Here is a 21,761-nt window from a genome sequence, read left to right on the forward strand (position 1 = left end):
TCTCTCGGTGAGGGAACGCATACGGTCGGTACGCCGTCTATACGCAGGCTTCGCGTCGGCGGCCGACCGGGCGGCATCGCCGGGTCGCGAGTCCGGGAGAAGCGAAACCCCTTACAGCGTCGGTCGTCGATACTGCGCTATGAGCACGATTCGGGTCGTCTGGGGGACGGCGACCGGCCCGACCGCGCTGTCGTCGTACGACGCGGCACTCGCCGAGGCCGGCGTCCACAACTACAACCTCGTGACCCTCTCGTCGGTCATCCCGGCGGGACCGGCCATCGAGGTGGTCGGCACCGCGCCGGACCTCGGGCCACCCGGCGAGGCCATCGAGGTCGTCCAGTCGGCGGCCACCGCCGCGCCCGGCGAGCGGGCGGCCGCCGGCATCGGCTGGGCGCGCACCGCCGACGGCCCCGGGATCTTCTACGAGGTCGACGGCACCGACCCCGACGCCGTCCGCGCGGAAATTCGCGACGGACTCGCCGCCGGCCGCGACCTCCGCGAGTGGGACTTCGTCGAGGAGACGGTCCGCGTCGAGTCGGTCGCCCCCGACGACGACTACGCCAGCGCGGTGGTACTCGCCACCTACGGCGAGAGCCGCCCGGTCGTGTAGCTTCTCGGACCCGAACGGCGCGCTTCCGTCGGCCGCGAACGATGCCTGAGCCACGGGGTTTTTAGTACCCTGACTCCTACGTGGAGCAGAACGTCCATGTACGGAAACACGTCCTTCGGCGGCGACACGGAGAAAGTGACGCTCACTCCAGAGCAGCGACAGACACTCCGCGAGGACTTAGCGAGCGTCGCCGCCCGGACGCGGGACCTGCTCCCTGGCGAGTTCGTGGTCGGATCGGAGATAAGCGACGGCGAGGCCGGGCCGCGAGCGACCATCGCTGTCCAGCCGCCGGTCGGCTCCGTCGTCAGCGCGGGCTACGCGCCGGAGGACCCGGAGAGCGCGACGATAACGGCAGACGAACGCGACGACCTCGCCCAGGGCATCGCCGCCTCCGCGGCGCTGCAGGTCAAACAGGTGATGGGCGACGATCCGACGCCGACCGCGCAGTAAGTCACGTTCCGTTTTCCGCCGGCGGGTCGTAGAACAGCGCGTAGCCGATCGGCCCGCTGGCCGAGAGGCTCCCGACGGCCATCGCGGTGACGACGCTCAACGAGGTCAGCACGGCACCGAACGCGGCCAGCACCATCGACAGGGCGATACTCGCCAAGATGATGTCCGCCGTCGCCGGGAGAGGGGCGGCTCCGAGCATCCTGTCTCGACGGAGGCGCGCCAGCTAATTAAATATTATTACTGTCCGTCCGGCGAGGTCTGTACCGTCCAGTCCTCGTCGGCGACGAGGGTCTCGCGGGCGGCGCTGTAATCGCGCGCGGCCATCCCGTAGAACGACTGCCGTCCGACCGGGGTCCGGTACCGGAGGACGACGGTGTGGTCGGTCACGTCGAAGACGGTCAGCGACTGGCGGTCGGACTCGTCGGTCCACGTCTCGCGATGCGTTCCCTCTCGGTCCACGCAGCGGTGGCCGTACTCCCAACTGTGCGACTCCGCGCGCGAAAGCGAGATCGGGAACGTCGAGGCCGGCGAGTCCGCGGTCGACGTGTCTGACGTTGCCATGTGGTACGGTTACACGAAGCGACGAAAAACCGTGTTGGTTTCGGCAGTCGGGACCGCCGGGGTCGACCCTCGGCGTCGCTCACTTCCCCCAGAAGGGGTCGCGGTTGCGATGCTTCTCTAAGTACATCGACAGCGCCTCGCGTTCGTCGACGGAGATGTCCTCCGCGAGTTCCTGTTCGAGGATCTTGGCGTGTTTCTCGGGGATCTCGACCCAGAGGTCGTCGCCCTCCTCGATCTGGCGGCCGACCGTCGGGCCGTCGATGGAGGCGGCGAGCCGCTCGCCCGTGCGGGCGGCGTCGACCTCCTCGCCCTCGTCCTGCAGGGATTTCAGCCGGCCGACGCGCGTCGCCTCGTTGCCCTCCCACTTGACGACGTTGACGTTGCGCCGGAGTTCGCCCGAGAGCACCTCGACGCCGACGACGGCGGGGTCGGACTGCCTGAACGTGTGGTCGTCGAGGACGCGGAACTTCGCCGGGCGCGTGATGTTCTCCAGGATCTGCTCCTGCTGGGCCTCCTCGATCCCGGTGACGTGGTCGTCGTAGCGCTCGATGAGCTGGTAGATGACGTCGTCCTCGAACAGCTTCACGTCCTCCTGTTCGGCGAGGTCGCGGGCGTCGTCTAACACCTCGACGGAGAACGCGAGGATGGCCTCGTGAGTCGGTTCGTTGGCCGTCTCGGCGACGCGGACGTCACGCGGGGCCACCGCGCCGACCTCGGCGCGCATGATGGGGATCTCCTCCTCTTCGAGCGTACTGGAGATAGCCTCCAGCGAGCCGAGCGTGTCGGCCTTGACGACGACGCCCTCGTCTTCGGTCGTGACCGCGATCTCGGCGAGTTCCTCTTGGACTTCGGCGACGACCTCGTCCCGATCCCTGTCTCGGATCACGCGGATTGGCGCGCCGGCCATCGCGTCGTCTAAGTCCGGCGCGGCGATCTTCACGCCGTCGGCGGCGGCGACCTCGTCGACCTGTTCGAACTCCTGTTCGGTCCGAATCTCTTCGAGAGGACGGGGGCGCAACAGGGCGCGGACGTCGGTGACGATCGGCCCTTGGAGACCGCCGACGACGATGGTGTCATCGGCCCGGATGGTGCCGTCGTAGACGATGGCGTCGAGCGTCGTCCCGAACCCGCGGGTATCCTTCACTTCGAGGACGGTGCCGACGCCGGGGCCGCTGGCGTCGATCTCCATCTCCTCTTTCATGTAGCGCTGGGAGAGTCCCATCATCACCGTCAGCAGGTCCGGGACGCCCTCGCCCGTCTCGGCGGAGACGGGGACGACGCCGATGTTGGCCTGGAAGTCCTGCACCCGCCAGTACATGTCCGCCGAGAAGCCGTTGTCCGAGAGCTCGCCGATTATCTCGTAGAGCTTCTCGTTCAGATCCGAGGTGACCCGATCCGATTGGGCGTCCATCGTCGCCTGCACCGGCTGGTTCTCGTTGGGGTTCCAGCCGGGGACGGTGTCGATCTTGTTCGCGGCGACGATGAAGGGCGTCTGGGTTCGTTTCAGGATGTCGATGGCCTCCAGCGTCTGGGGCTGGAAGCCGTCGTTGACGTCGACGACGAGGATGGCGATGTCCGCGAGCGCGCCGCCGCGGGAGCGGAGCGTCGAGAACGAGTGGTGACCGGGCGTGTCGATGAACAGCAGGCCCGGCAGGTCGAAGTCCGTCGGGTCGACGAGCTCGCCCGCGATCTCCGAGATGACCGAGAGCGGCACCGCCGTGGCCCCGATGTGTTGCGTGATCGCTCCGGACTCGCCCGCCGTCACGGCCGACCCGCGGATGCGGTCGAGCAGGCTCGTCTTCCCGTGGTCGACGTGGCCCAGCACCGCGACGATGGGCGTCCGGAGGGTGTGGTCCGTCTCTGTGGTGGCGTCGGTATCAGACATAGATGGCCCCAGAAGTTATCGAGAAACTATCGTCCGCAGTAGTTAAGTTCGTCGTCATGGCGCTCGCGCCGGTCGCTGCGAACGGCTCGTACCGGCGACGCCGGTTCGGTTTCGTGCGCGTCCCGCCGCTGGGACGAAAACGACGCTCCGACGGCGTCAGACGCCCGTGGCGTTTATGTGACCCCGCTCAGAAAGAGGGGTATGGCCGAGATACTCGCCGAGAACCTCTCGGGGAAGGACGTCATGGGCACCGACGGCACGGAGATCGGCAGCCTCTACAACATCACCATGGACATCTCCTCGGGGACGCTGTACAACCTCGTCATCGATCCCGCCGAGTCGCTTCGCAACACGGACTTCGAGTACACCGATCAGGGCCGCCTCCTGATTCCCGTCGAACGCGTGAAGGCGGTGAAAGACCACATGATCGTCAACCGGTAGATGTACGTCCTCGATTCCTCGGCGTTTATCAACGAGTACCACACCGACGAGCAGATAGCGTCGATTCCGCTCGTCCAGGACGAACTCGAAGGCGAGGCGGCGTTCCGCTTCGACGCCCTCGAGGGCTCGGGGATGCACCTCCACATCCCCGAGGAGAACACCGTCGAGCGCATCGAACGCGCCGCCAGGGAGACGGGCGACCTCGCGGAGCTCTCCGAAACCGACGTCCGCCTCGTCGCCGCCGCCTTCGAACTCGACGCTCGCCTCGTCACCGACGACTACGCCATGCAGAACGTCGCGGAGAAACTGGACGTGCGCGTCGAGGTCATCGCCCGCGAGGGCATCTCCGAGCAGCGCGACTGGCTCTTTCAGTGTGCCGGCTGCGGTCGCGAGTTCGACGAGAACCACGACCGCTGTCCGATCTGCGGGAGTTCGCTCTCGCGGAAGAACCCCGCGTAGGAGGCCAAAACGGCCGAAGCGACTGATACGGCCGCGTCGGTCGCCGTCGCTACGCGATCCGTTCTTCGACGTCCTCGAGACCGAGGTCGATGAGCTGTTTGAGGACCTCCTCCTCGGTGATACCGTAGCGGCGGGCCAGCACCGCTACTGCCCGGGCCTGGTCGTCGTCACACGACACCGTGTACCGGGTCGCCATGTGCCCCGCTGTTTCCTATCTGTGTGCATAAATGTCCGTCAGACGGCCGTCGCACGACCGCTCACACCGGGAGCGAGGCCCCGGTCGTCGCCATGTAGTAGTTGAGCGCGAACAGCCCGGCGTTCCAGAGCCCGTGGGCCAGCGCCGGGACGGTGATGCTCTCGGTGTACTCGTAGACGGCCCCGAGGACGAGTCCGAGCGCGCCGGCGACGAGGATGTACGTCCACGCGCTTCCGGAGCTGATTGCGAAGAAGTGGCCGACCCCGAACAGGAGACTCGCGAGCAACAGGCCGGGGACGAGGCCGAACGACCGTCGGAACAGCCCCTGGACGATGCCCCGGAAGACGAGTTCCTCCGCCGGGCCGACGAAGAACAGCGCGACGGGGATCATGTAGAGGAACAGTTCGGGGTTGCTCCGACCCTCGGTGATGACGCTGTTCTGGCCGGTCTCGACGGGCGTGCCGAACACCGCCTCCACCGCGGCCGAGAGGAGGTCGACGACGACGCCCATCACCAGCGCGCTGAGGAAGATGCCGAGGACGCCCAGCAGCGCCCAACCGAGGTCCGACGGCGTCGGCCTGCGGACGTGAACCAGCGAGTCTTCCCCTCTGAGTCTGACGAAGCCGTAGCCGGCCGCGATGAAGCCGACGAACGACAGCGCGTTCACCGCCGCGTAGGCGACCGGCGACCGCGTCAACGCACCCTGTGACTCGATACCGAACAGGGACAGGCCGAGCTGTGCGAACACGCCCGCGAAGAGGAAGGCGGCGGCGACGACGGCCAGCGCGCGAACGGTGCTCGTCGCGATGGTCCGACCGTCGGCGACGGAGACGTACGGGGACGTGAATGCCATAGCGGGAGTTACCGGCCAGTAGTCGGCGAATCCACAAGACCCCACCGATTGGGCGATGCGTGGAGCGTGCGCCGACGCGATCCGCGCGGCTACGGCGATCGGTCGTCGATGTGGTGGACCGCGCTCGGCGAGAGCAGTCGGTTCGTCGGGAGCTTCACCCAGCCGTTCGCCAGGACGCGTACCGCCCCCTCGTGGAGGACCACCTCTTGATCGGCGTCCGCGTATACGACGGCGTCGGCGTACTCTTGGACGACGTCTTCGAGCGCGTCGCCCCAGACCGGGTCGTCTGAGAGGACCATGACGCGGCCCTCTCACCGACGCGACAAAACAGTTCGTCCCGACCACGCCGCGCGACGCGCTCGACCCCCTCAGCGGTCGCTCGGATCCCGTTTCAGTCCCCGTCGGAGATCGGGTAACTCGGCCGCTCGGCGACGGTCCGAGTCTCTTCGGTGTCCTCGCCCGAGAGGAGGCCGCGAGCGGCTCGCTTCCCCCACTCGACGGCCGGCTGGGTGAACGTCTCGACGCCGGCGAGCTCGCCGACGAGGACGCAGGCGGCCTCCGTCGCGTACAGCAGTTCGCCCAGCGAGCGGGCGTCGAGGCTGTCGATCTCGACCTCGATAGCCGGCCGCTCGGCCGCCGAGAGGCTCGCCACCGTCGCGTCGTACTCGGCGTCTAACAGTTCGCCGAGGTCCGTCCCGGCGAGATAGGAGAGCGACTCGTGGCCGGCGTCGGGCACCGGCACGTCGGCCCGCTCGCGGGGGCGAACGACCGTGACAACCTTATCGCGTGGGCCGGCGCGGTACAGTTGCAGCTGGGAGTGCTGGTCGGTCGCGCCGAGCGCGCGGGCGGGGGTCTGGCCGCGGCCGTCCTTCCCGAGGCTCTCGGCCCACAGCTGGGCGAACCACTCGGCGAAGACCTCCAGGCGCTCGGCGTAGGGCATGAAGGCGTTGACCGCCGCGCCGCGCTCTTCGAGGGCGTAGGCGACCGCGCCGTAGGCGTAGGCGGGCGTCTCGAACAGCGACGGCCCGAGGCCGTCGGCGGCGTCGGCCCCGCCGGCGAGCAGTTCCTCGACGTCCACGCCCAGGATGGCCGGCGGGACCAGTCCCACCGACGACAGCGCCGAAAATCGCCCGGGGACGCCGTCGGGGACCGGCAGCGTCGGCAGGTCTTCCTCGTCGGCGAGTTCCCGGAGCGGTCCCGACTCGCCCGTGGTAACCACGGTGCGCTCGGTCCAGTCCACGTCCCGGTACTCGTAGACGTCCCGGACGACGAGGAAGTTCGCCAGCGTCTCCGCCGTCGTCCCGGACTTCGAGACGACGTTGATAGCGGTCTCCGAGAGCGGGAGGTCAGAGAGCGTCCGCTCGACGTGTTCGGGGTCGACGTTGTCCAGCACGACGTGTCGCTCGGGGTCCTCCGCCAGCGCCGCGGTGATCGTCTTCGCGCCCAGCGCCGAGCCGCCGATACCGACCGTGAGGACGTACTCGGCGTCCGAGACGGGTTCGACTGCCTCCCGGATCGCGTCGGCGTCGGTCCGCTCCGGGAGGTTCAGCGCGGCGTAGCCGAACTCGTCGTCGTCCCGGCCCGCCGCGATGCGCTCGTGCGCCTCGGCGACTCGCTCGTCGAGTGCTTCCAGTTCCGCCTCGTCGATGCCCGGCTCGGCCACGGTGCCGAGCGCGGCACCGATGTCCACGTACATACGTGGCCCGTCGATTCGGCGTTACAAATAGCTCGCGGCTGCCGGGGAACGGGGCGTTTAACCGCCCGGTGGCTCTAGAACCGGTAATGACAGACGCGTCGGCCGCCTCCGCCGAGGAGACGACGAAGTCCTACAGCGGCCTCCCGGGGGCGTTTCGCTACGCGCTGGGCGCGAGCGACTCGTGGCTGTTCAAGGGGTACGTGGTCGTGGCGCTGTTGTTCACCCTCGCCATCGCGCTCGTGTTCGCGCTCGGGCTGCTCGTGCTACTCGCCGGCTCCGAGGGGCTCCGCGGCGGGACGTTCACCTTCTCGCGCTCCTTCTTCCTGTTCGTGGGCCTGCTCGTCGTCGCGCCCCTGCTGGCCCCGATACTACTGGTCGCGCGACGACACCGCCGCACCGGGTCGACGCCGACCTACGACCGCGCCCTCGCGCTGTCGGGGTTCGTCTTCGTCGCCTCGCTGTACGTCGGCCTCGTTATCTCGGTGCCGCCGCAGTTACAGGAACCGACCGGGAACGCCGTCGTCGCGGCGCTGTACGCCGCGCCGCAACTCGCGGGGCTCGTCCCGCCCGTCGCGGCCGCCGCGCTGCTGTACGCCGTCCACCGATTCCTCCGATAGCGACGGGTCGAAACCCGGAAAAACGCCGCTGTCGTAGGGTCGCCCATGACAACGAAGGAGGGGACGTTTCTGGTCACCCACGCCGACGAGGACTCCGCGACGCTCCGGGACGTGGCCGACTCGCAGGTTCTGACGCTCGCCGAGAACCCCGGACTGGAAGCCGACTCGGTCGTCGAGGCGACGGTCGAACCGGAACCGCCGATGGAGGTGACCTACACCGTGGTCGAACTCGCCGACGAGCGGACGATCCCCGTCGAGACGGTCGACCTCGCACCGACGGCGCAGGCGAAAGAGCTCGCGGCCGAGCAGTCCGTCGGCGAGGTGACGACCCGCGAGCGGGCCGGCGAGGGCGAGCTCCACGTCCTGACCGTCCCAGCGGAGCGAACCGAGGCCGCCGCCGAGGAGGTCGTCGACGACGAGGCGACGCGCTCGCGGGCCGCCCGCCTCGGCGTCGACCGGGTCGAAGTGCGAACCGCCGAAGGTGTGGTAAGCGTTCGCTATCTGCCCGACTGACCGGCTCTCCGGGCGGCACCGGCTCAGTTCGGATTGGGAAGGCTTATTCGGGGGCGTGCCAACCCCTCGCCCATGGTCGCGTTCGAGGTCCCCGAAGTCGATTATACCCAGTATTCGAACCGCCAGCTGGTGGCGATACCGCTGGTGGTGCTGGCGCTGGCCCTCGCGGTTATCGCCGGCTGGTGGGTGCTGACCGGCGCGCCGGCCGCGATGGGGATCGACTTCACGGGTGGCTCCGAGATCACGATTCAGACGTCGCTCTCACAGGCGGAGATCCGCGCTTCGTTCGACGAACCGGTCGTCTCCGTCCAGGGCGTCGCCGGGGAGAACGAGCAGTACATCGTCACGTTCGAGTCCTCCGAGATGGGGGCGATCCGTCAGACTGCGATAAATAACGAACAGATGGAGTTACGCGGGAGCGGGTCGGTCTCGCCGGTGTTCGGCGGGCAGAACCAGCAGATGGCCGTCATCGGGATGGTCATCGCGTTCGTCGGGATGAGCCTCCTCGCCTTCGCCTTCTTCCGGACGTTCGTCCCGAGCATCGCCATCGTCCTCTCGGCGTTTTCCGACATCATGATTCCCGTCGCGCTGATGAACCTCCTCGGCATCAAGCTCTCTCTCGGAACCGTCGCCGCCCTGCTGATGCTCATCGGGTATAGCGTCGACTCGGACATCCTCCTCAATAACCACGTCCTCCGGCGCTCCGGCGGGTTCTACGAATCGACGTACCGGGCGATGCGGACCGGTGTGACGATGACGCTCACCTCGATCGCCGCGATGGCGGTGATGGCCGTCGCCGCGACGCTCTTCGGCATCGAACTGATGGCGTCGATCGGTCTCGTGTTGGTAATCGGCCTGTCTGCTGACCTGATGAACACCTACATGCTCAACGTGACGCTGCTCCGCTGGTACAAGTACGAGGGGATCAACCGATGAGCGCGCTACGCGAGAACTGGCGTATCGCCGCGTTGATCGTCCTCTTGCTAGTGAGCGCCGTGGCGCTGTTCGTCCCCGGCGTCCCGCCGGGTAGCACCCCCGCGGCCAACAACTCCTCGACCGCCGCCGACGAGGGAATGACGAACCTCCAGTACGGCATCGAACTGAACGGCGGGACGCGCATCCGCGCCCCGGTCGTCGGCATCACGGCCGAGGGCGTCGACGTACCGACGAACAACACGCGGCGGACCCAACTCGAACAGACGCTGGCAAATAGTCTCGGCGTCGATAGCATCGATATCCAGGCTGTGCCGCGGGCCGAGGGCGGGACCGTCGAGGTGTTCTCGAAGAACGTTTCGACCTCGGAGTTGCAGACGGCCTTAGAGAACGAGGGCTACCAACCCGAGACGGTCCGACAGGGCGTGACCGAACAGACGCGCGAGGAGATGGTCGAGGCGATCGATCAGAAGATCTCCACGTCGGCGCTCTCGGGCGGGACGGTGACGCAGGCCCGCACCAGCGATCGCAACTACATCGCGATCACGGCCCCCGATAAGGACTACGAGGAACTGCGCAGCATCCTCGAGGACCGGGGTATCGTCCGGATGTACGCCTACTATCCGGCCGAGAACGGGACTTACGTCCGTAAAGCCGTGTTAGACCAGGGAGCCGAGGCGATACGGGGGACCGGGACGATAGAGCAGCGACAGACGGCTTCCGGCGGCGAGTCGTACACGTTCTCGGTCACGATGGAGGAGGGGGCCGCAGAGGCGTTCGCACGGGAGATGGCCGCCGCCGGATTCGGGAACGGCGGGTTCTGTAGCCCACAGCAGGCACAGGCCAGGGGGCAACCCGTCGAGTGTCTCCAGGTCACTTACGAGGACGAGATCGTCTTCAACGGCAGCGTCCAGCCCGGACTGGGTAGTTCCTTCGCCGACGGCTCCTTCGCCGAGAACCCGACGCTGACCATCGAGGTGCCGTCCCGAGAGAAGGCCCAGCAGGTGAAACTCAGCCTCGACGCGGGACAGCTCCCCGCGCCGCTGAACTTCGACCCGCAGGTGACCCAGACGCGCTCGCTCGAACCGGCGCTGGCCGACCAGTTCAAGACGAACTCGCTGATAACCGGACTGCTCGCCGTCGTCGCCGTCAGCATGGTGGTCTACGGACGTTACGGCCGAGCGGAGGTCGCGCTGCCGATGATCGTGACGGCGCTCTCGGAGGTGTTCATCCTGCTGGGCTTCGTCGCGTTCGTTCAGTACCCGCTGAACTTATCGCACCTGGCGGGGTTCATCGCCGTCATCGGGACGGGGGTGGACGACCTCATCATCATCGCCGACGAGATACTTCAGCAGGGGAAAGTCGAGACCGGCCGCGTGTTCCAGAACCGCTTCCGCAAGGCGTTCTGGGTCATCGGCGCGGCCGCGGCGACGACCATCGTCGCCATGAGTCCGCTGATGGTGCTCTCGCTCGGCGACCTCTCCGGGTTCGCCATCATCACCATCGTCGGCGTCCTCATCGGCGTGCTGGTGACGCGACCGGCCTACGGTGACATCCTCCGAACCCTCGTGATAGACGAGGACTGAGCGGGCGATATCACCTCGTCGTCTCTTCTCTCCCTCGCCGGCAGACGGCTTCGTTTCGTCTCGGCTGTTCGCTGGTGTTTGGTACCGTATGACAAATTAATTTAGATTGACTTATGTCCTCGCGCGGCGTAGGTACTATTCCCGCTGGAACGCGGGGATACACTGAACGACGCGTCTCAGAACCGTCCGCACAGGGCGTGAAGGGACACGTTGGGGGCAAGAACCGAGCAGTCTGTCACAGGACTCCGAGGGTAACGCTCTGAAGGAGAACCGCCGCGGCCCATCGCCGGTCCGGCCGGCCGGATCGGTAGCAAGGCCAACTACCGGACGTCACGTAAGCGGCGTTCGGGAACCTGGTACGTCGGCAAGGCTGGTGAGAGCCCGGCTAAAGTCCACGCGGACAAGGCCGGTGGAAGCCCGGCTAAACGCCGACAGTGTGCCAGCACGGTCGCAGGGGCCGTCGAAAACATCTCCCGTTCAGGTCCAAACCGCGTTCGCGGGGTCTTTCCAGCTGTCAGAACTCGCCCAGCGTCGCCTGTTCGGCGGCCGCGAGCACGTCCTCACAGGTAGACCACGACGTCCGCGCGCAGTCGGGTAGGTCGCCGTGGCGAGTTACGTAGTTCGCCAGAAATTCTCTCGTCGTCGGGTCGCTCGGATAGCCCGACCCGACGTCGCCGTACGTCTCACCGAGCGTCGCGACGTGGGCGTCGCGGGCCACTTTCGCCACGATAGAGCCGGCCCCCACCAACGGGTCCGTCTCGTCGGCCCCGTGTTCGGCGGTGACGGTCACGTCGGCGGTCACCCGGTCGGCCACGCGGCGGCCGAACCGTTCGGCGTCCGTGTCGCCCGCGTCGACGGTGCCCGCGAGGCCGTCGCTCGCCACGCCCGAGAGCGCCTCGGCGTGGGCGGCGACGGTCAGCGCGTTCATGTCCGTCTCCGGGTCGTCGATGCGAGCGACCGGGATCTCCGCGACGGCGACGGCGTCGGCGGCGCTCCGAATCTCCGCCGCCAACTGTTCGCGCCGCTCGGGGGCGATGCCTTTCGAATCGCCGACACCCGCCGGGAGGCTCCCCGGCTCGGCCCGGACGGCCGCGGCGAACATCGATCCGAGCACGGGTCCCTTGCCGGCCTCGTCGACGCCGAATCGCATGGCTGGTCGATTCCGCGGCGGCGGGAAAGCCGTTGCGGTCGCCGGTACGACGGCGTCGTTGCCGGTTCGGCGGAGTAGTCGCGGGCAAACGAGTCCGACCCCGGGGCTACCGTCGGTAGCCGACCGTTACAGGAAAGGTTGATATAGTGGAACCGTAACCACCGAGACGATGGGCGACTTGGACCGCATCTACCGCGCGCTGGCCGCCAGAGAGCGGCGTCTCGCACTCTCCTGTCTGCACGATCACCAGACGCTCACGCTCGCGGACCTCACCGAACTGGTCCTCGAACGGACGCACGAGGCGGACATAACGACCGTCTCGGAGGATCGGATTCGCGACACCTACTTCGCGCTCTATCACACGCACGTCCCGATTCTGGAGGAGAGCGATCTCGTTCGATACGATCAGGACGACGACCTCGTGGCGGCGACGGAGCGGATTCGGCCCGCGCTATCGGACGTGTGCGAGAACGTCGGTGCGATACTGGCCGCGGAGATCGACGGCTGAGGCTACTCTTTGAAGAACTCGGCTTTGGCGAACGGTTCGCTCTCCCCTTCGACGTCGACCACGTCCAGCGCGGTCACGACGGCGTCGACGCCCAGCAATCCGGCCAGGCTCGGGTCGGTTCGGCCGCCGTCGCTGGAGACCAGTTCCTTCACGTAGAGACCGCCCGCGCCGTGGATGCGGATGTCGGCGTGGCGCTCGTCGACGAGTTCGCCGCTCGCGGCGTAGACGTCCCGCGTTCGGGTGAGGTCGGCCCGCCGGTGGGCGACCCGCTGTGGCGTCTCCTGTTCGACGGTCGTCCCTTCGAGTTCGTCCAGCGCCGTCCGTAACGCTTCTTCCGTCACCGGTTCCGAGAACTCGACGTCCATCCGGTAGGTCTTCGAGGCGTCGAGTTCCTTCACCCGCTCGACCATCTCGTGAGTCGCCAGCCGCAGCCCCTCGACCTCGACTTTCCCGTCGGCGAACTCGTTGATCTCGCGTTCGAGCGCGTCGGTGTCGACGTCTCGGGTCCGGGGCGAGTCCACCTCGATGACGAACGGCCGCCCGGATTCGAGCATCAGCGCGTCGACGTCCTCGCGGCCCGCGCCGTGAAACGTCGCCGCCGACCCGTCCATCGCCTCCTCGACGACGGGCGCGGAGAGCTGCTCGACGCTCTCGTCGTAGCGGTACCCGGTCCCGTCACAGCCGTCACAGGGCTGACCCTGATAGAGGCCGGTGCCGTTGCAGTCGTTACAGGGCCACTTCGTCTGGGGGATGTCCCGCTGTAGCTTGCGGTAGCGGCCGTAGACGAACGCGGAGTTGACCTGCACGTCCACCTCGTCGGTCGAGAGGTCGAGCGTGAACTGCACGTCCGGCCGCCCGAACTCGACTTCGGTGTCGGTCAGGCGGCCGATTCGCTTGCCCACTTCGCGGTTGAGTTCCGTCTTCAGGGCCTCGCCCGAATCCGGGTCCAGCCCCACGTCCTCTCGCAGAAGGGCGTCGTTCTCCTCGAACAGCGGCGGCACCTTCGTCCCCACCTGATAGGTCTCGAAGTCGTAGCCCCGGGCGGCGGTGGCGGCCTGTTCGGCCCACCAGTCGACGCGGTCGGTCTCGCCCTCACACACCCAGCAGTCCTCGCTCGCCTCGAACGGCTCGTCCGCTTCGAGCGCGAGTGACACGCGCAGCGCGTGGCCTCGCTCGGCGTTCGCCAAGCCGAAACTCCGCTCGGCGAACAGCCGACCGAGACAGGCGTCACAGAGCGGGCCGGTGTCGAGTGCGGCCCGTGTGACCTCTAGTACGTTCATTGTTCCGAGCGAGGCGACCGGCCCGTAACTGCGTTTCGACCTCTCGTCGGGAAGAGAACACCAGCCGGAGAGCGTTTCACGGCGCTCCTCACTCGCTCCAGACGGAAGAGTCGAGCACGTCGTACTCTTCTTCGAGCAGTTCCCAGAACGCGTCGACGTCTTCGAGCGACTCGCATTCGGCGAGCTGGCTTTTGAGCGCTGTTGCTTGCTCGGGGCCGAGTACGCCCTGGACGACGGCCTTCTGGATGACGTCCGCGAGCAGGGTCAGTTGATATTCCAACCCCGTGACCATGTGTCGAGGTATCGTACAGCTTCTGAAATACCTTGTGGTTATTACGAAAGGGAAAGCGGTCTAGGGCGCGTCTCGCCCGCCGTCGGCGGAGAACGGCTCGGCGCTGGACTGCTGAAACAGGTCGCCCGGCACGTCCGTCACCGACACCGACACGTCGCGCTGGGGGAACGGGATCTCGATGCCGTCGGTCCGGAAGCGCTCGTAGACCGCGCGGTTGAGGTTGTGGATCGCGCGGGCGTTCTGGGCGGGATTGCCGACCCAACAGAGCAGTTCGAAGTTCAGCGCGGACGCGCCGAACTCGCGGAACCGGACCCGGGGTTTGGGTCGTTCGAGGACGAGCCCTTCCTCTTCGGCGACGGCGAGTAGAATCTCCTCGACGGCGTCGGCGTCGGTGCCGTAGGCGACGCCGATGGGGACGCGAATGCGCCGCTTCTGTTTGGGCGTCGATTCGTTGACGATGGCGGCGTTGCTGAGCTTCGAGTTCGGGACGGTGACGAGGATGTCGTCGCGGGTGCGGATGACCGTCGAACGCACGGAGATGTCCTCGACGCGCCCGCGCTCGCCGGTTTCGAGGACGACGAAGTCGCCGACTTTGTAGGTGCCGTCGAGGTACAGCGACAGCGACCCGAAGAAGTTCGCGAGCGTGTCGCGGGCCGCGAGCCCGACGATGATACCGATCAGGCCCGCCGAGGCCAACAGCGGCCGGACGTCCACCTCCCAGAGGACGAGCAAGAGGAAGACGCCGAGACCGGCGACGAGCGCGCTCCAGACGTTCTGGAGGATGGGAACCACCTGTCGGTCGACGTACCGGTTGTCGGTCGCCGCCGCGGAGGCCTTCCGACCGATCCGCATCAGCGTCACCATCCAGACGAGGATGACCAGCGAGAGCGTTCCCGCTTCTAAGGGAACGGCCACGTTCGGCGAGACGTCGTACACCTGCGTCCCGGCGTACGCGCCGGCGATGGCGACGGTGACGTACAGCGCCGAGTGAACGCCCCGGAGGACGATGTCGTCCACCTGTCCGTCGATGCGGTCGGTGAGCCGTCTGAGAAAGCGGTCACCGACGACCTGTACGATCGTCGCAAGCCCCAACCCGCCGAGCACGAGCAGGGCGAAGCCCTGCCAGACCGGGAGCGCGGCGAGCCACGCGGAGACACCACCCAGTTGCATACCACCTGTTGGCTGCCGAAGAATATATACTGCCCTCTCGGGCCGTCACGCGCCGAGGCGACCGAACCGCCTTTATTCCCGGCCGTCTCTCCCGTGAATGTGCATCCGCTACTCGTCGCCATTCTACTCGGTATCTTGCAGGGGGTTCTGGAGTGGATTCCCGTCTCCAGCGAGGGGGGCGTCGCGCTCGCCTCGACGGTGCTCGCGGGGTTAGAGCCCGAGACCGCGACGCGACTGGCGCTGTTCTTACACGCCGGCACCGCCGTCGCCGCGGTCGCGTACTACCGTGACGAGGTACGGGAGCTGTTCGCCTCTCTCCGCGATCTCTCCCGACGGCCGTTCGCCGACGAGACGGCGGACCTCTCCTTTCTCGTCGTGGCGACGCTGGCGACGGGGCTGACCGGCTTGCCGGCGTATCTCGTGCTCGACACCCTCGTCTCGGATCTCGGCGGCGGGCTATTTCTCGCGTTCGTCGGCGCGCTGCTGGTCGTGACGGGACTGCTCCAGCGGTTCGCCGCGGTGCTGTCGCTCGGTGACCGAGAGAACCCGAATCTCGTGGACGCCGTCGTCGTCGGCGCGCTACAGGGTCTGGCGATTCTTCCCGGCGTCTCGCGGTCGGGAACGACGGTCAGCGCGCTGTTGCTGCGCGGTCACGAGGGCGAGTCCTCCCTGCGGCTCTCCTTTCTGCTCTCGATCCCGGCCGCGCTGGCCGCGAACGTCCTCGTGCTGGCCGATACCGGTCTGCCCTCTGTCTCTCCACTCGCGGCGGTCGTCGCGCTCGCGGTCAGCGCGGTCGTCGGCTATCTGACCGTGGACGCGCTGGTCCGCCTCGTCCGCCGGGTCGCGTTCTGGCTGGTCTGTGTGTTCTTCGGCGGTCTCGGCGTCGCCGGCGGGCTGCTGGTCGCGCTGTGAGAAGCTCTTACCGGGTGTTCAGGGCGGCTCCGAACGCGACTCCCATCGCGAGACCGAGCGACAGCCACAGGGCCAGGTCGTCCAAAGCGACGCCGAGTGCGGCCCCGATACCTGCGCCGAGCGCTATCCCGACCCCCCGTGCATCTCTCTCATCGGTTTCGGTCACGACTACTCGGTGGTCTGGCTTCGGGATAACTCTGTAGGTGGGCCTCTTCTCGGCGACCGACGGGCACGGTGCTGGAAGTTATATACGGCGTGGCGACAACTGTCGGGTGATTGCGGCCATGAGTGGTGACGAACGGAAGGTGTTCGACGCGTCCGGGGACTTCCAGTACGTCGTCCGCGACGGCGAGCAGGTCGAGGACCCCCAGTGGCGCTCCTGCCGAATCGTCGTCACCAACAAGCGTCTCGTCTTGGCGACTAGCGGCGGGAAACAGCCCATCCCGCACTCGAAGATATCGCTGGCCGACCCCGAGAGCGACGTTCCGGACGGAGCGCCGGCCACCGCCACCGCGTTCGAAGTCGGAAACAACGTCCTGTTAGTAGACGCCGCCGGCGTCGAGGACTTCGCGTTCGAGTACTGTCGGGCCGCCTTACAGGGCGCGGTCATCCTCGCTCGGCACCCGGCCGTCGTCGGCGGCGTCATCCGGGACGACGCCGAGTGGGGGAAAGCGCGCTTCCGATTGGCCGACGAGGAGGTCCGCCTGCAGTTCCCCGGCGGCGACTCGACCGTCTTCGACATCGAGGACGTGGGGACCATCGAGACGAGCGAGAGCGCGGTGATGGGCGAACGGCGCGCCGTCGTCGAGGTCGAACACACCGACGAACGGGACCGCAGCGTCGAGACGCATTTCTCGGGGATGGCCCACCACACCGACGCTCTGCGGTCGCTGTTCTCGGCGGTGGTCGACCGACGCGAGGACGACTACGAACTCTCGGAGATGGAGAGCCAGGTGCTGATGGCGCTGTACTCCGGCGTCTCCCCGTTCGAGATGGCGGATTTCGTCGGGACGACGCCCGACGAGGTCGAGGAGATCTATCAGAAGCTCTTAGACGTCGGTGCGGTGGACAAGGTCCGGACCCGGACGGAGGTCAGCCTGAACGCACAGGGGCGGAACATGGCGAGCGAAGCGATGAGCGGGGAATAGCGAGGGGCGCGACTGAAAGGAGCGGTCCTCGAAAAGCGAGCGGGGAACGGAGTGACCCGCGAGCAGTAGGGAGAATCCTCGCTTCGCTCGGAGTCTCCAATAGCGAACGGGGAACGGAGTGGCCCGTGAGTAGCGGGGTTCTGAGAGTAGCGAAGAACCTCGGACAGCGGCGCGGTAACTGTAGGGAACCGCGGAGCAGTAGCGAGGGGCGCGACCAGAGAGGGACCGACGGTCCCTCGAGCAGTCGGGCGGCACTGCCGCCCGGAGACGGCGAACGGTAGCGAGGCCTCGGTCAGTCGAGCGTGCGATGCCCGCAAGACAGTGAACCGTAGCGCAGTAACGCGGTTCCTCGCTTCGTTCGAGATCGCGACTCTCTGTGAGAAAGTGGGTGAAACCACCCATTGAACACGCTCGGTCACGGAGGGGGAACCACGAGACTGGACACACTGTGCGTCCACTACCGAACCGGTAGTGGAACTGCAAAAACGATGTGAGAGACGCGTGGCGGGTCGTATCCATGCGGGGCGCACCACATAGTTCTCTCGCCCATCATGAGTGATCCACCACATCAATTCGATGTCGACCGAGGAGAACAGGGGCGCACGGACGTCGACTATCGATTCGACTGCGAGTTTTGCGAGGCGGTCCTCTGGAGTGCGACCGAGGAGGGGATAAAGCTCCACGGCGCGTCACACTTGACCGATCACCGGCGAGAGATCTCGGACGCGGTCGACGGACGGACGTGGCGAATACGCTGTGAGAACGACTGTGGGAACGTCCTCGCGGTGGTCGACAGCGGGGCGACGGGCTTCGAGTGTTCGGGCTGCGGGCAAGACAACTTCGAGGCCGTGGCCTCGCGGTATCTCTATTGGCAGATAGAGCGACTGTAGCGGCGACCGCCGTCCGTCTCGGATAGGGACTCGAAACGCCGTTTCGGCGGAGTTTCAGCTCACTCGGTGACGACGGTCACCGGCCCATTGAAGTCGAGGGCGACTCGCTGTGTGGCGTCGCCGAAGAGCGCTTTCCCGGTGGGCGAGCGCTGTCGGCCCGGGAGGAAGACGTGGTCACAGCCGTACTCTTCGGCCGCCCGGAGGATCTCGTCGGCCTCGTCGCCGACGGCACCGGCCGCTTCGTACTCGACGTCGAGTTCGGACAGTACTTCGCGGCCGACGTCCTCTGCGAACTCCGTGGCTCCCTTTTCGGCCTCGCCGGGGGTGTACTTCGTCGAAGCGTCCGGGATGGACTCCATCGCTCCCCGGCGCGCGCTGTACGCTTCTTCGGTAGTGACGTGAAGGAGGGTCACTTCGGCGTCCACGCCCTCGGCGAGCGTCCCCGCTTCGCGGACGAGGCCCTTCGCGATCTCGGTCGGTTCGACGACGATGAGTGCTCGTTCCATACCGGGGTCGAGTGAGGCGACGCTGATAAAGACAGGGGAAGAGACACATACTATTCTAATTATAATGGAACAGAACTTCTGATTCAAACTTAGTATTATATTCGACATGAACAAACGTCCGTTATACATCCCCACAATTGGAAACATTTTCATACGGTAACAATGATTGACTTCCTGTATATGGCAGTCGAGTTCGCACATAGCCCGTTGCTCACCTTCGCAATCGGGCTCGTCTTGGTCGTATTGCTACTGGTCGTCTGGGATCTCCCGGCGTTCGTCGGGCTGACCATCGCCGCGTTCTCCGTCGGGCTCGTCAACGCGGTGTTCGTCCAGGACTTCACGTTCGGGGAGGCCGCCACGAGAACTGCGACGGCGTTCGGGAACGGGATGGCCGGCATCGGCATCCCGATTCTGATGGCCGCAGTCATCGGTAAATCGATGCTGGAGAGCGGCTCCGCACAGCGCATCGTCCGCGGGTTCCAGTCGGCGGTCGGCAAGGAGAACTCGGACATCGCGCTGTGGGGCAGCAGTACCGTCCTGGCGATTCCGGTGTTCTTCGACAGCGTCTTCTACCTCCTCGCGCCGCTCGCACGCTCGATGCGTGCGCGCCGGGGCAAGAACTACGCGCTGTACCTCGTGGTCGTCGGTGCTGGTGCCGCGACGGCGCACGTCTTCGTGCCGCCGACGCCGGGCCCGCTGGCCGTCGCCAGCGAGATCGGCGTCAACCTCGGGATGACGATTCTGGTCGGCATGGCCGTCGCGTTCCCGGCGGCCGTGATGGGCGGTCTGGTCTACGGTCGCTTCATCAACGGCATAGTCGACATCCCGCTCCGGGACTCGATGGGGACGACGACCGAAGAACTCGAGGAACGCGCGAAGCAGAGCTCCTCGTCGATTCCGGGCGTTCTCGAGGCGTCTCTTCCGATCATCCTCGCCGTCGTGTTGGTCGCCGCCTCCACCTTCGTCAATTCCTTCGAAACGGTGTACCCCACGCTGTCGACTATCGAGCCCGCCGTCGCGTTCATCGGCGATAAGAACGTCGCGCTGACGGTCGCGGCCATCGCCGCGGCGCTCACCTACCTCCGATGGAACGACATCTCGCGCTCCATCTGGGAGGACGAACTCACCGAGGCGCTGAAGAGCGGCGGGAACATCGCCGCCATCACCGCGATGGGCGGCGCGTTCGGTGCCCTGCTCGCCGCGTCCGGTATCGGCTCGTACATCGCCGGCGCGTTCGAGGGCATCGGCATCCCGCTCATCGTGACCGCGTGGCTCATCGCCGCCGTCATCCGCATCGCACAGGGGTCGGCGACTGCCGCGATGCTCACGACCGCGGGCATCATGGCCCCGCTGACCGGCCAGCTCGCCGTCCACTCGGCGTATCTGGTGATGGCTATCGGCGCGGGCGGGAACATCTTCTCGTGGTACAACGACTCCGGCTTCTGGCTGTTCAAGGAGATCGGCGGCCTCACGCAGGCCGAGACGCTGAAGACCTGGACCGTCCTCACGACCATCATCTCCGTGACCGGCCTGATCGCGGTGCTCGTCTACTCGTCGTTCTTCCCGCTGGTGTAGGCAGCGCCTGCCTTTCGAACGGGTTCGGTCCTCGGTACGTCGCGCAGCGCGCTCAGTACCCGACGAGCGGAACCCCCTCAACGAGTCCCAGCGCCGCGAAAGAACTTACTGTGCCTGCATACAACTGTATGCATATGTCGAAGAGCATCCGCCTCTCCGAGGACGCCTACGAGCGGCTCGCGGCTCACAAACGCGAGGACGAGACGTTCTCGGAGGTCGTACTCCGATTGGCGGGCGAACGATCGCTACTGGAACTCGCCGGTATTCTAAGCGACGACGAAGCCGACGCGCTTCGGGACGCCGTCTCCGAGCGGCGAACGCGCCGCGGTGAAGAACTCGAAGACACCGCCGGTCAGATGCGAGGCGCATAGCGTGCTACTCGATACGTCGTTTCTCATCGACCTGATGAACGGCGACGAGGGCGCGGTCGAAACGGCCCGAGAGCTAGAGAACGAACTAGTCCAGCAGCGGCTTTCAGCGATGACGCTCTTCGAGCTGTACTACGGTATCGCTCGCGTTACCGACTCCGAGGCAGAACGCGAGAAAGTCGAAAACGTCCTCGCGTCGAAACCCGTCCATCCCGCCGACACAGCCGTGATGAGAAAGGCGGGCCGGCTCTCGGGTGAGTTACAGAACGACGGGACGCCGGTCGGAGACGGAGACGTGATTATTGGCGCGACCGCCGATATCGTCGAAGAGCCGGTCCTCACGCGAAACGCCGAGGATTTCGACCGGCTCGGTGTCGAAACAGAGACGTACTGACGCGGTCCGAACCGTTTTCGCCGGTCGCCCGCTACGACTCCTCGGCCCGCAGCGCTTCGAGCGACCAGAAGAAGCCGTAGTAGGCGACGATACCGCTCGCCATCGCGAGGTAGTACGCCCACTGCGGGGCCGGCGGCAACACTGCGAAGACGACCGAGACCAGCGTCACCCACGCCATCGCGAACACCAGATCGACGAACATCCCCGAGCGGTTCTCGCGGACGTGCTCGCCGACCCGTTCCAACAGGCTCACGCGCGGCCTCCGTCGGTGGGGATCATGGTCCGGAGTCGACTACTCCTCCCGCCCTTCGACGCCCTGTTCGTCGACGACGAGGATGGGGAGGTGACTCGACCGGAGGACGCGTTCGGTGACGCTGCCCAGCAGGGCGCGTCGGACGCCCGAGCGGCCGTGACTCCCCATCACGATGAGGTCGACGTCGTTGCCGTCGGCGTAGTTGCTGATGATCTCGTGGGGGGTGCCGACGCGGACCTCCTCGACCGTCTCGATACCGCGGTCGGCAGCGGCGTCGGCGACGATGCCGGTCGCTTCGTTGGCGTCGTCTTCTACGTCTTCCATCTCGCCGAAGTGGCCCTGTTTGAGCCGGTCGATCTGTTCGCTGCCGAGGCTGTAGTTGACCCAGTCGGGGTCGACGACGTACAGCGCGTGGACGGTCGCGTCGTACTTCTCGGCGAGGTCGACGGCGTGGCTGACTGCTACTTCCGCGACGGTGCTGCCGTCCGTGGGGACGAGTATCGTATCGTACATGG

General features: G+C 66.6%; 30 protein-coding genes. 15 read left to right on the plus strand and 15 right to left on the minus strand.

Features of this window, described 5'->3' with window-relative positions:
* Positions 1-139 precede the first annotated feature (139 nt).
* The gene (locus EGH23_RS15865) at positions 140-610 is read left to right on the plus strand and encodes a pyruvoyl-dependent arginine decarboxylase (RefSeq protein ID WP_220580967.1); all 471 of its coding nucleotides are present in this window, start codon (positions 140-142) and stop codon (positions 608-610) included.
* 96 nt (positions 611-706) lie between these two features.
* Positions 707-1,060 (plus strand): DUF5811 family protein, encoded by a 354-nt coding sequence (locus EGH23_RS15870; protein ID WP_220580968.1) that lies wholly within the window; start codon positions 707-709, stop codon positions 1,058-1,060.
* Position 1,061: 1 nt separating this feature from the next.
* Here the strand turns inward: EGH23_RS15870 and EGH23_RS15875 are convergent, their stop codons facing one another.
* The 3 genes from EGH23_RS15875 to infB all read right to left on the minus strand — a co-directional run bounded on the left by EGH23_RS15875 (position 1,062) and on the right by infB (position 3,506).
* Entirely contained in the window at positions 1,062-1,259 is a 198-nt protein-coding gene (locus EGH23_RS15875) for a DUF8015 family protein (protein ID WP_220580969.1), read from the minus strand.
* A gap of 38 nt (positions 1,260-1,297) precedes the next feature.
* Positions 1,298-1,621 (minus strand): hypothetical protein, encoded by a 324-nt coding sequence (locus EGH23_RS15880; RefSeq protein WP_220580970.1) that lies wholly within the window; start codon positions 1,619-1,621, stop codon positions 1,298-1,300.
* Positions 1,622-1,700: 79 nt separating this feature from the next.
* A complete protein-coding gene (infB, locus tag EGH23_RS15885) occupies positions 1,701-3,506 on the minus strand; it encodes a translation initiation factor IF-2 (protein ID WP_220580971.1) in 1,806 nt (601 codons plus the stop codon).
* Between the two features lie 201 nt (positions 3,507-3,707).
* Here infB and EGH23_RS15890 point away from each other — a divergent pair, with 201 nt between their 5' ends.
* Together EGH23_RS15890 and EGH23_RS15895 are read left to right on the plus strand one after the other, a co-directional pair.
* Entirely contained in the window at positions 3,708-3,947 is a 240-nt protein-coding gene (locus EGH23_RS15890) for a PRC-barrel domain-containing protein (RefSeq protein WP_162318096.1), read from the plus strand.
* A complete protein-coding gene (locus EGH23_RS15895; RefSeq protein WP_162318095.1) occupies positions 3,948-4,406 on the plus strand; it encodes an NOB1 family endonuclease in 459 nt (152 codons plus the stop codon). It begins immediately after the preceding gene.
* Positions 4,407-4,455: 49 nt separating this feature from the next.
* On the opposite strand, the gene EGH23_RS15900 is transcribed toward EGH23_RS15895, so the two are convergent.
* The 4 genes from EGH23_RS15900 to EGH23_RS15915 form a co-directional block, all read right to left on the minus strand.
* Positions 4,456-4,602: a ribbon-helix-helix protein, CopG family gene (locus EGH23_RS15900; RefSeq protein ID WP_220580972.1), complete on the minus strand. Its 147-nt coding sequence runs from the start codon at positions 4,600-4,602 to the stop codon at positions 4,456-4,458.
* Positions 4,603-4,663: 61 nt separating this feature from the next.
* Positions 4,664-5,455: a CPBP family intramembrane glutamic endopeptidase gene (locus EGH23_RS15905; protein WP_220580973.1), complete on the minus strand. Its 792-nt coding sequence runs from the start codon at positions 5,453-5,455 to the stop codon at positions 4,664-4,666.
* A gap of 89 nt (positions 5,456-5,544) precedes the next feature.
* Positions 5,545-5,754, minus strand: coding sequence for a hypothetical protein (locus EGH23_RS15910; RefSeq protein ID WP_220580974.1), 210 nt, complete (start codon positions 5,752-5,754; stop codon positions 5,545-5,547).
* Between the two features lie 92 nt (positions 5,755-5,846).
* Complete coding sequence (locus tag EGH23_RS15915) at positions 5,847-7,151, minus strand: glucose-6-phosphate isomerase (RefSeq protein WP_220580975.1); 1,305 nt, start codon at positions 7,149-7,151, stop codon at positions 5,847-5,849.
* Between the two features lie 86 nt (positions 7,152-7,237).
* Between EGH23_RS15915 and EGH23_RS15920 the strand changes: the two genes are divergently transcribed.
* The 4 genes from EGH23_RS15920 to EGH23_RS15935 all read left to right on the plus strand — a co-directional run bounded on the left by EGH23_RS15920 (position 7,238) and on the right by EGH23_RS15935 (position 10,800).
* Entirely contained in the window at positions 7,238-7,768 is a 531-nt protein-coding gene (locus EGH23_RS15920) for a DUF8056 family protein (protein WP_220580976.1), read from the plus strand.
* A 45-nt stretch (positions 7,769-7,813) separates the two neighbouring features.
* Positions 7,814-8,281, plus strand: a complete 468-nt coding sequence (locus EGH23_RS15925) for a DUF5812 family protein (protein ID WP_220580977.1) — start codon at positions 7,814-7,816, stop codon at positions 8,279-8,281.
* Between the two features lie 72 nt (positions 8,282-8,353).
* Positions 8,354-9,217 carry a protein translocase subunit SecF gene (secF, locus tag EGH23_RS15930; protein ID WP_220580978.1) on the plus strand — a complete coding sequence of 288 codons (864 nt, stop codon included), beginning with the start codon at positions 8,354-8,356 and terminating at the stop codon, positions 9,215-9,217.
* The gene (locus EGH23_RS15935; protein ID WP_220580979.1) at positions 9,214-10,800 is read left to right on the plus strand and encodes a preprotein translocase subunit SecD; all 1,587 of its coding nucleotides are present in this window, start codon (positions 9,214-9,216) and stop codon (positions 10,798-10,800) included. Before secF ends, EGH23_RS15935 begins: the two co-directional genes overlap by 4 nt.
* 514 nt (positions 10,801-11,314) lie before the next feature.
* Here the strand turns inward: EGH23_RS15935 and rnhB are convergent.
* Positions 11,315-11,950, minus strand: a complete 636-nt coding sequence (gene rnhB, locus EGH23_RS15940) for a ribonuclease HII (RefSeq protein ID WP_220580980.1) — start codon at positions 11,948-11,950, stop codon at positions 11,315-11,317.
* A 169-nt stretch (positions 11,951-12,119) separates the two neighbouring features.
* Here rnhB and EGH23_RS15945 point away from each other — a divergent pair, with 169 nt between their 5' ends.
* On the plus strand, positions 12,120-12,458 hold the full coding sequence (locus EGH23_RS15945) for a DUF7344 domain-containing protein (RefSeq protein ID WP_220580981.1): 339 nt from the start codon (positions 12,120-12,122) through the stop codon (positions 12,456-12,458).
* Between the two features lie 2 nt (positions 12,459-12,460).
* Here the strand turns inward: EGH23_RS15945 and EGH23_RS15950 are convergent, their stop codons facing one another.
* The 3 genes from EGH23_RS15950 to EGH23_RS15960 form a co-directional block, all read right to left on the minus strand.
* Positions 12,461-13,738: a tRNA pseudouridine(54/55) synthase Pus10 gene (locus EGH23_RS15950; RefSeq protein ID WP_220580982.1), complete on the minus strand. Its 1,278-nt coding sequence runs from the start codon at positions 13,736-13,738 to the stop codon at positions 12,461-12,463.
* 88 nt (positions 13,739-13,826) lie between these two features.
* Complete coding sequence (locus EGH23_RS15955) at positions 13,827-14,030, minus strand: hypothetical protein (protein WP_220580983.1); 204 nt, start codon at positions 14,028-14,030, stop codon at positions 13,827-13,829.
* Between the two features lie 60 nt (positions 14,031-14,090).
* The gene (locus tag EGH23_RS15960) at positions 14,091-15,200 is read right to left on the minus strand and encodes a mechanosensitive ion channel family protein (RefSeq protein WP_220580984.1); all 1,110 of its coding nucleotides are present in this window, start codon (positions 15,198-15,200) and stop codon (positions 14,091-14,093) included.
* A 99-nt stretch (positions 15,201-15,299) separates the two neighbouring features.
* On the opposite strand from EGH23_RS15960, the gene EGH23_RS15965 reads away from it, so the two are divergent.
* The gene (locus EGH23_RS15965; RefSeq protein ID WP_220580985.1) at positions 15,300-16,112 is read left to right on the plus strand and encodes an undecaprenyl-diphosphate phosphatase; all 813 of its coding nucleotides are present in this window, start codon (positions 15,300-15,302) and stop codon (positions 16,110-16,112) included.
* 7 nt (positions 16,113-16,119) lie between these two features.
* On the opposite strand, the gene EGH23_RS15970 is transcribed toward EGH23_RS15965, so the two are convergent.
* Positions 16,120-16,278, minus strand: coding sequence for a glycine zipper domain-containing protein (locus EGH23_RS15970; RefSeq protein ID WP_220580986.1), 159 nt, complete (start codon positions 16,276-16,278; stop codon positions 16,120-16,122).
* 118 nt (positions 16,279-16,396) lie between these two features.
* On the opposite strand from EGH23_RS15970, the gene EGH23_RS15975 reads away from it, so the two are divergent.
* Positions 16,397-17,260 (plus strand): CheF family chemotaxis protein, encoded by an 864-nt coding sequence (locus EGH23_RS15975; RefSeq protein WP_220580987.1) that lies wholly within the window; start codon positions 16,397-16,399, stop codon positions 17,258-17,260.
* A 551-nt stretch (positions 17,261-17,811) separates the two neighbouring features.
* Positions 17,812-18,150, plus strand: coding sequence for a hypothetical protein (locus tag EGH23_RS15980; RefSeq protein ID WP_220580988.1), 339 nt, complete (start codon positions 17,812-17,814; stop codon positions 18,148-18,150).
* Between the two features lie 59 nt (positions 18,151-18,209).
* Here the strand turns inward: EGH23_RS15980 and EGH23_RS15985 are convergent, their stop codons facing one another.
* Positions 18,210-18,656, minus strand: coding sequence for a universal stress protein (locus EGH23_RS15985; protein ID WP_220580989.1), 447 nt, complete (start codon positions 18,654-18,656; stop codon positions 18,210-18,212).
* Positions 18,657-18,836: 180 nt separating this feature from the next.
* Here EGH23_RS15985 and EGH23_RS15990 point away from each other — a divergent pair, with 180 nt between their 5' ends.
* The 3 genes from EGH23_RS15990 (at position 18,837) to EGH23_RS16000 (ending at position 20,993) form a co-directional block, all read left to right on the plus strand.
* The gene (locus EGH23_RS15990) at positions 18,837-20,231 is read left to right on the plus strand and encodes a GntP family permease (RefSeq protein ID WP_220580990.1); all 1,395 of its coding nucleotides are present in this window, start codon (positions 18,837-18,839) and stop codon (positions 20,229-20,231) included.
* A 134-nt stretch (positions 20,232-20,365) separates the two neighbouring features.
* Complete coding sequence (locus tag EGH23_RS15995) at positions 20,366-20,602, plus strand: antitoxin VapB family protein (protein ID WP_236044870.1); 237 nt, start codon at positions 20,366-20,368, stop codon at positions 20,600-20,602.
* 1 nt (position 20,603) lies between these two features.
* Positions 20,604-20,993: a type II toxin-antitoxin system VapC family toxin gene (locus tag EGH23_RS16000; RefSeq protein ID WP_220580992.1), complete on the plus strand. Its 390-nt coding sequence runs from the start codon at positions 20,604-20,606 to the stop codon at positions 20,991-20,993.
* Positions 20,994-21,024: 31 nt separating this feature from the next.
* Here EGH23_RS16000 and EGH23_RS16005 read toward each other — a convergent pair whose 3' ends face one another.
* Positions 21,025-21,246 carry a DUF8119 family protein gene (locus EGH23_RS16005; RefSeq protein ID WP_220580993.1) on the minus strand — a complete coding sequence of 74 codons (222 nt, stop codon included), beginning with the start codon at positions 21,244-21,246 and terminating at the stop codon, positions 21,025-21,027.
* A gap of 39 nt (positions 21,247-21,285) precedes the next feature.
* Positions 21,286-21,759, minus strand: a complete 474-nt coding sequence (locus EGH23_RS16010; protein ID WP_220580994.1) for a universal stress protein — start codon at positions 21,757-21,759, stop codon at positions 21,286-21,288.
* Positions 21,760-21,761 lie beyond the last annotated feature (2 nt).

The sequence above is a fragment of the Haloarcula nitratireducens genome, from assembly GCF_019599505.1.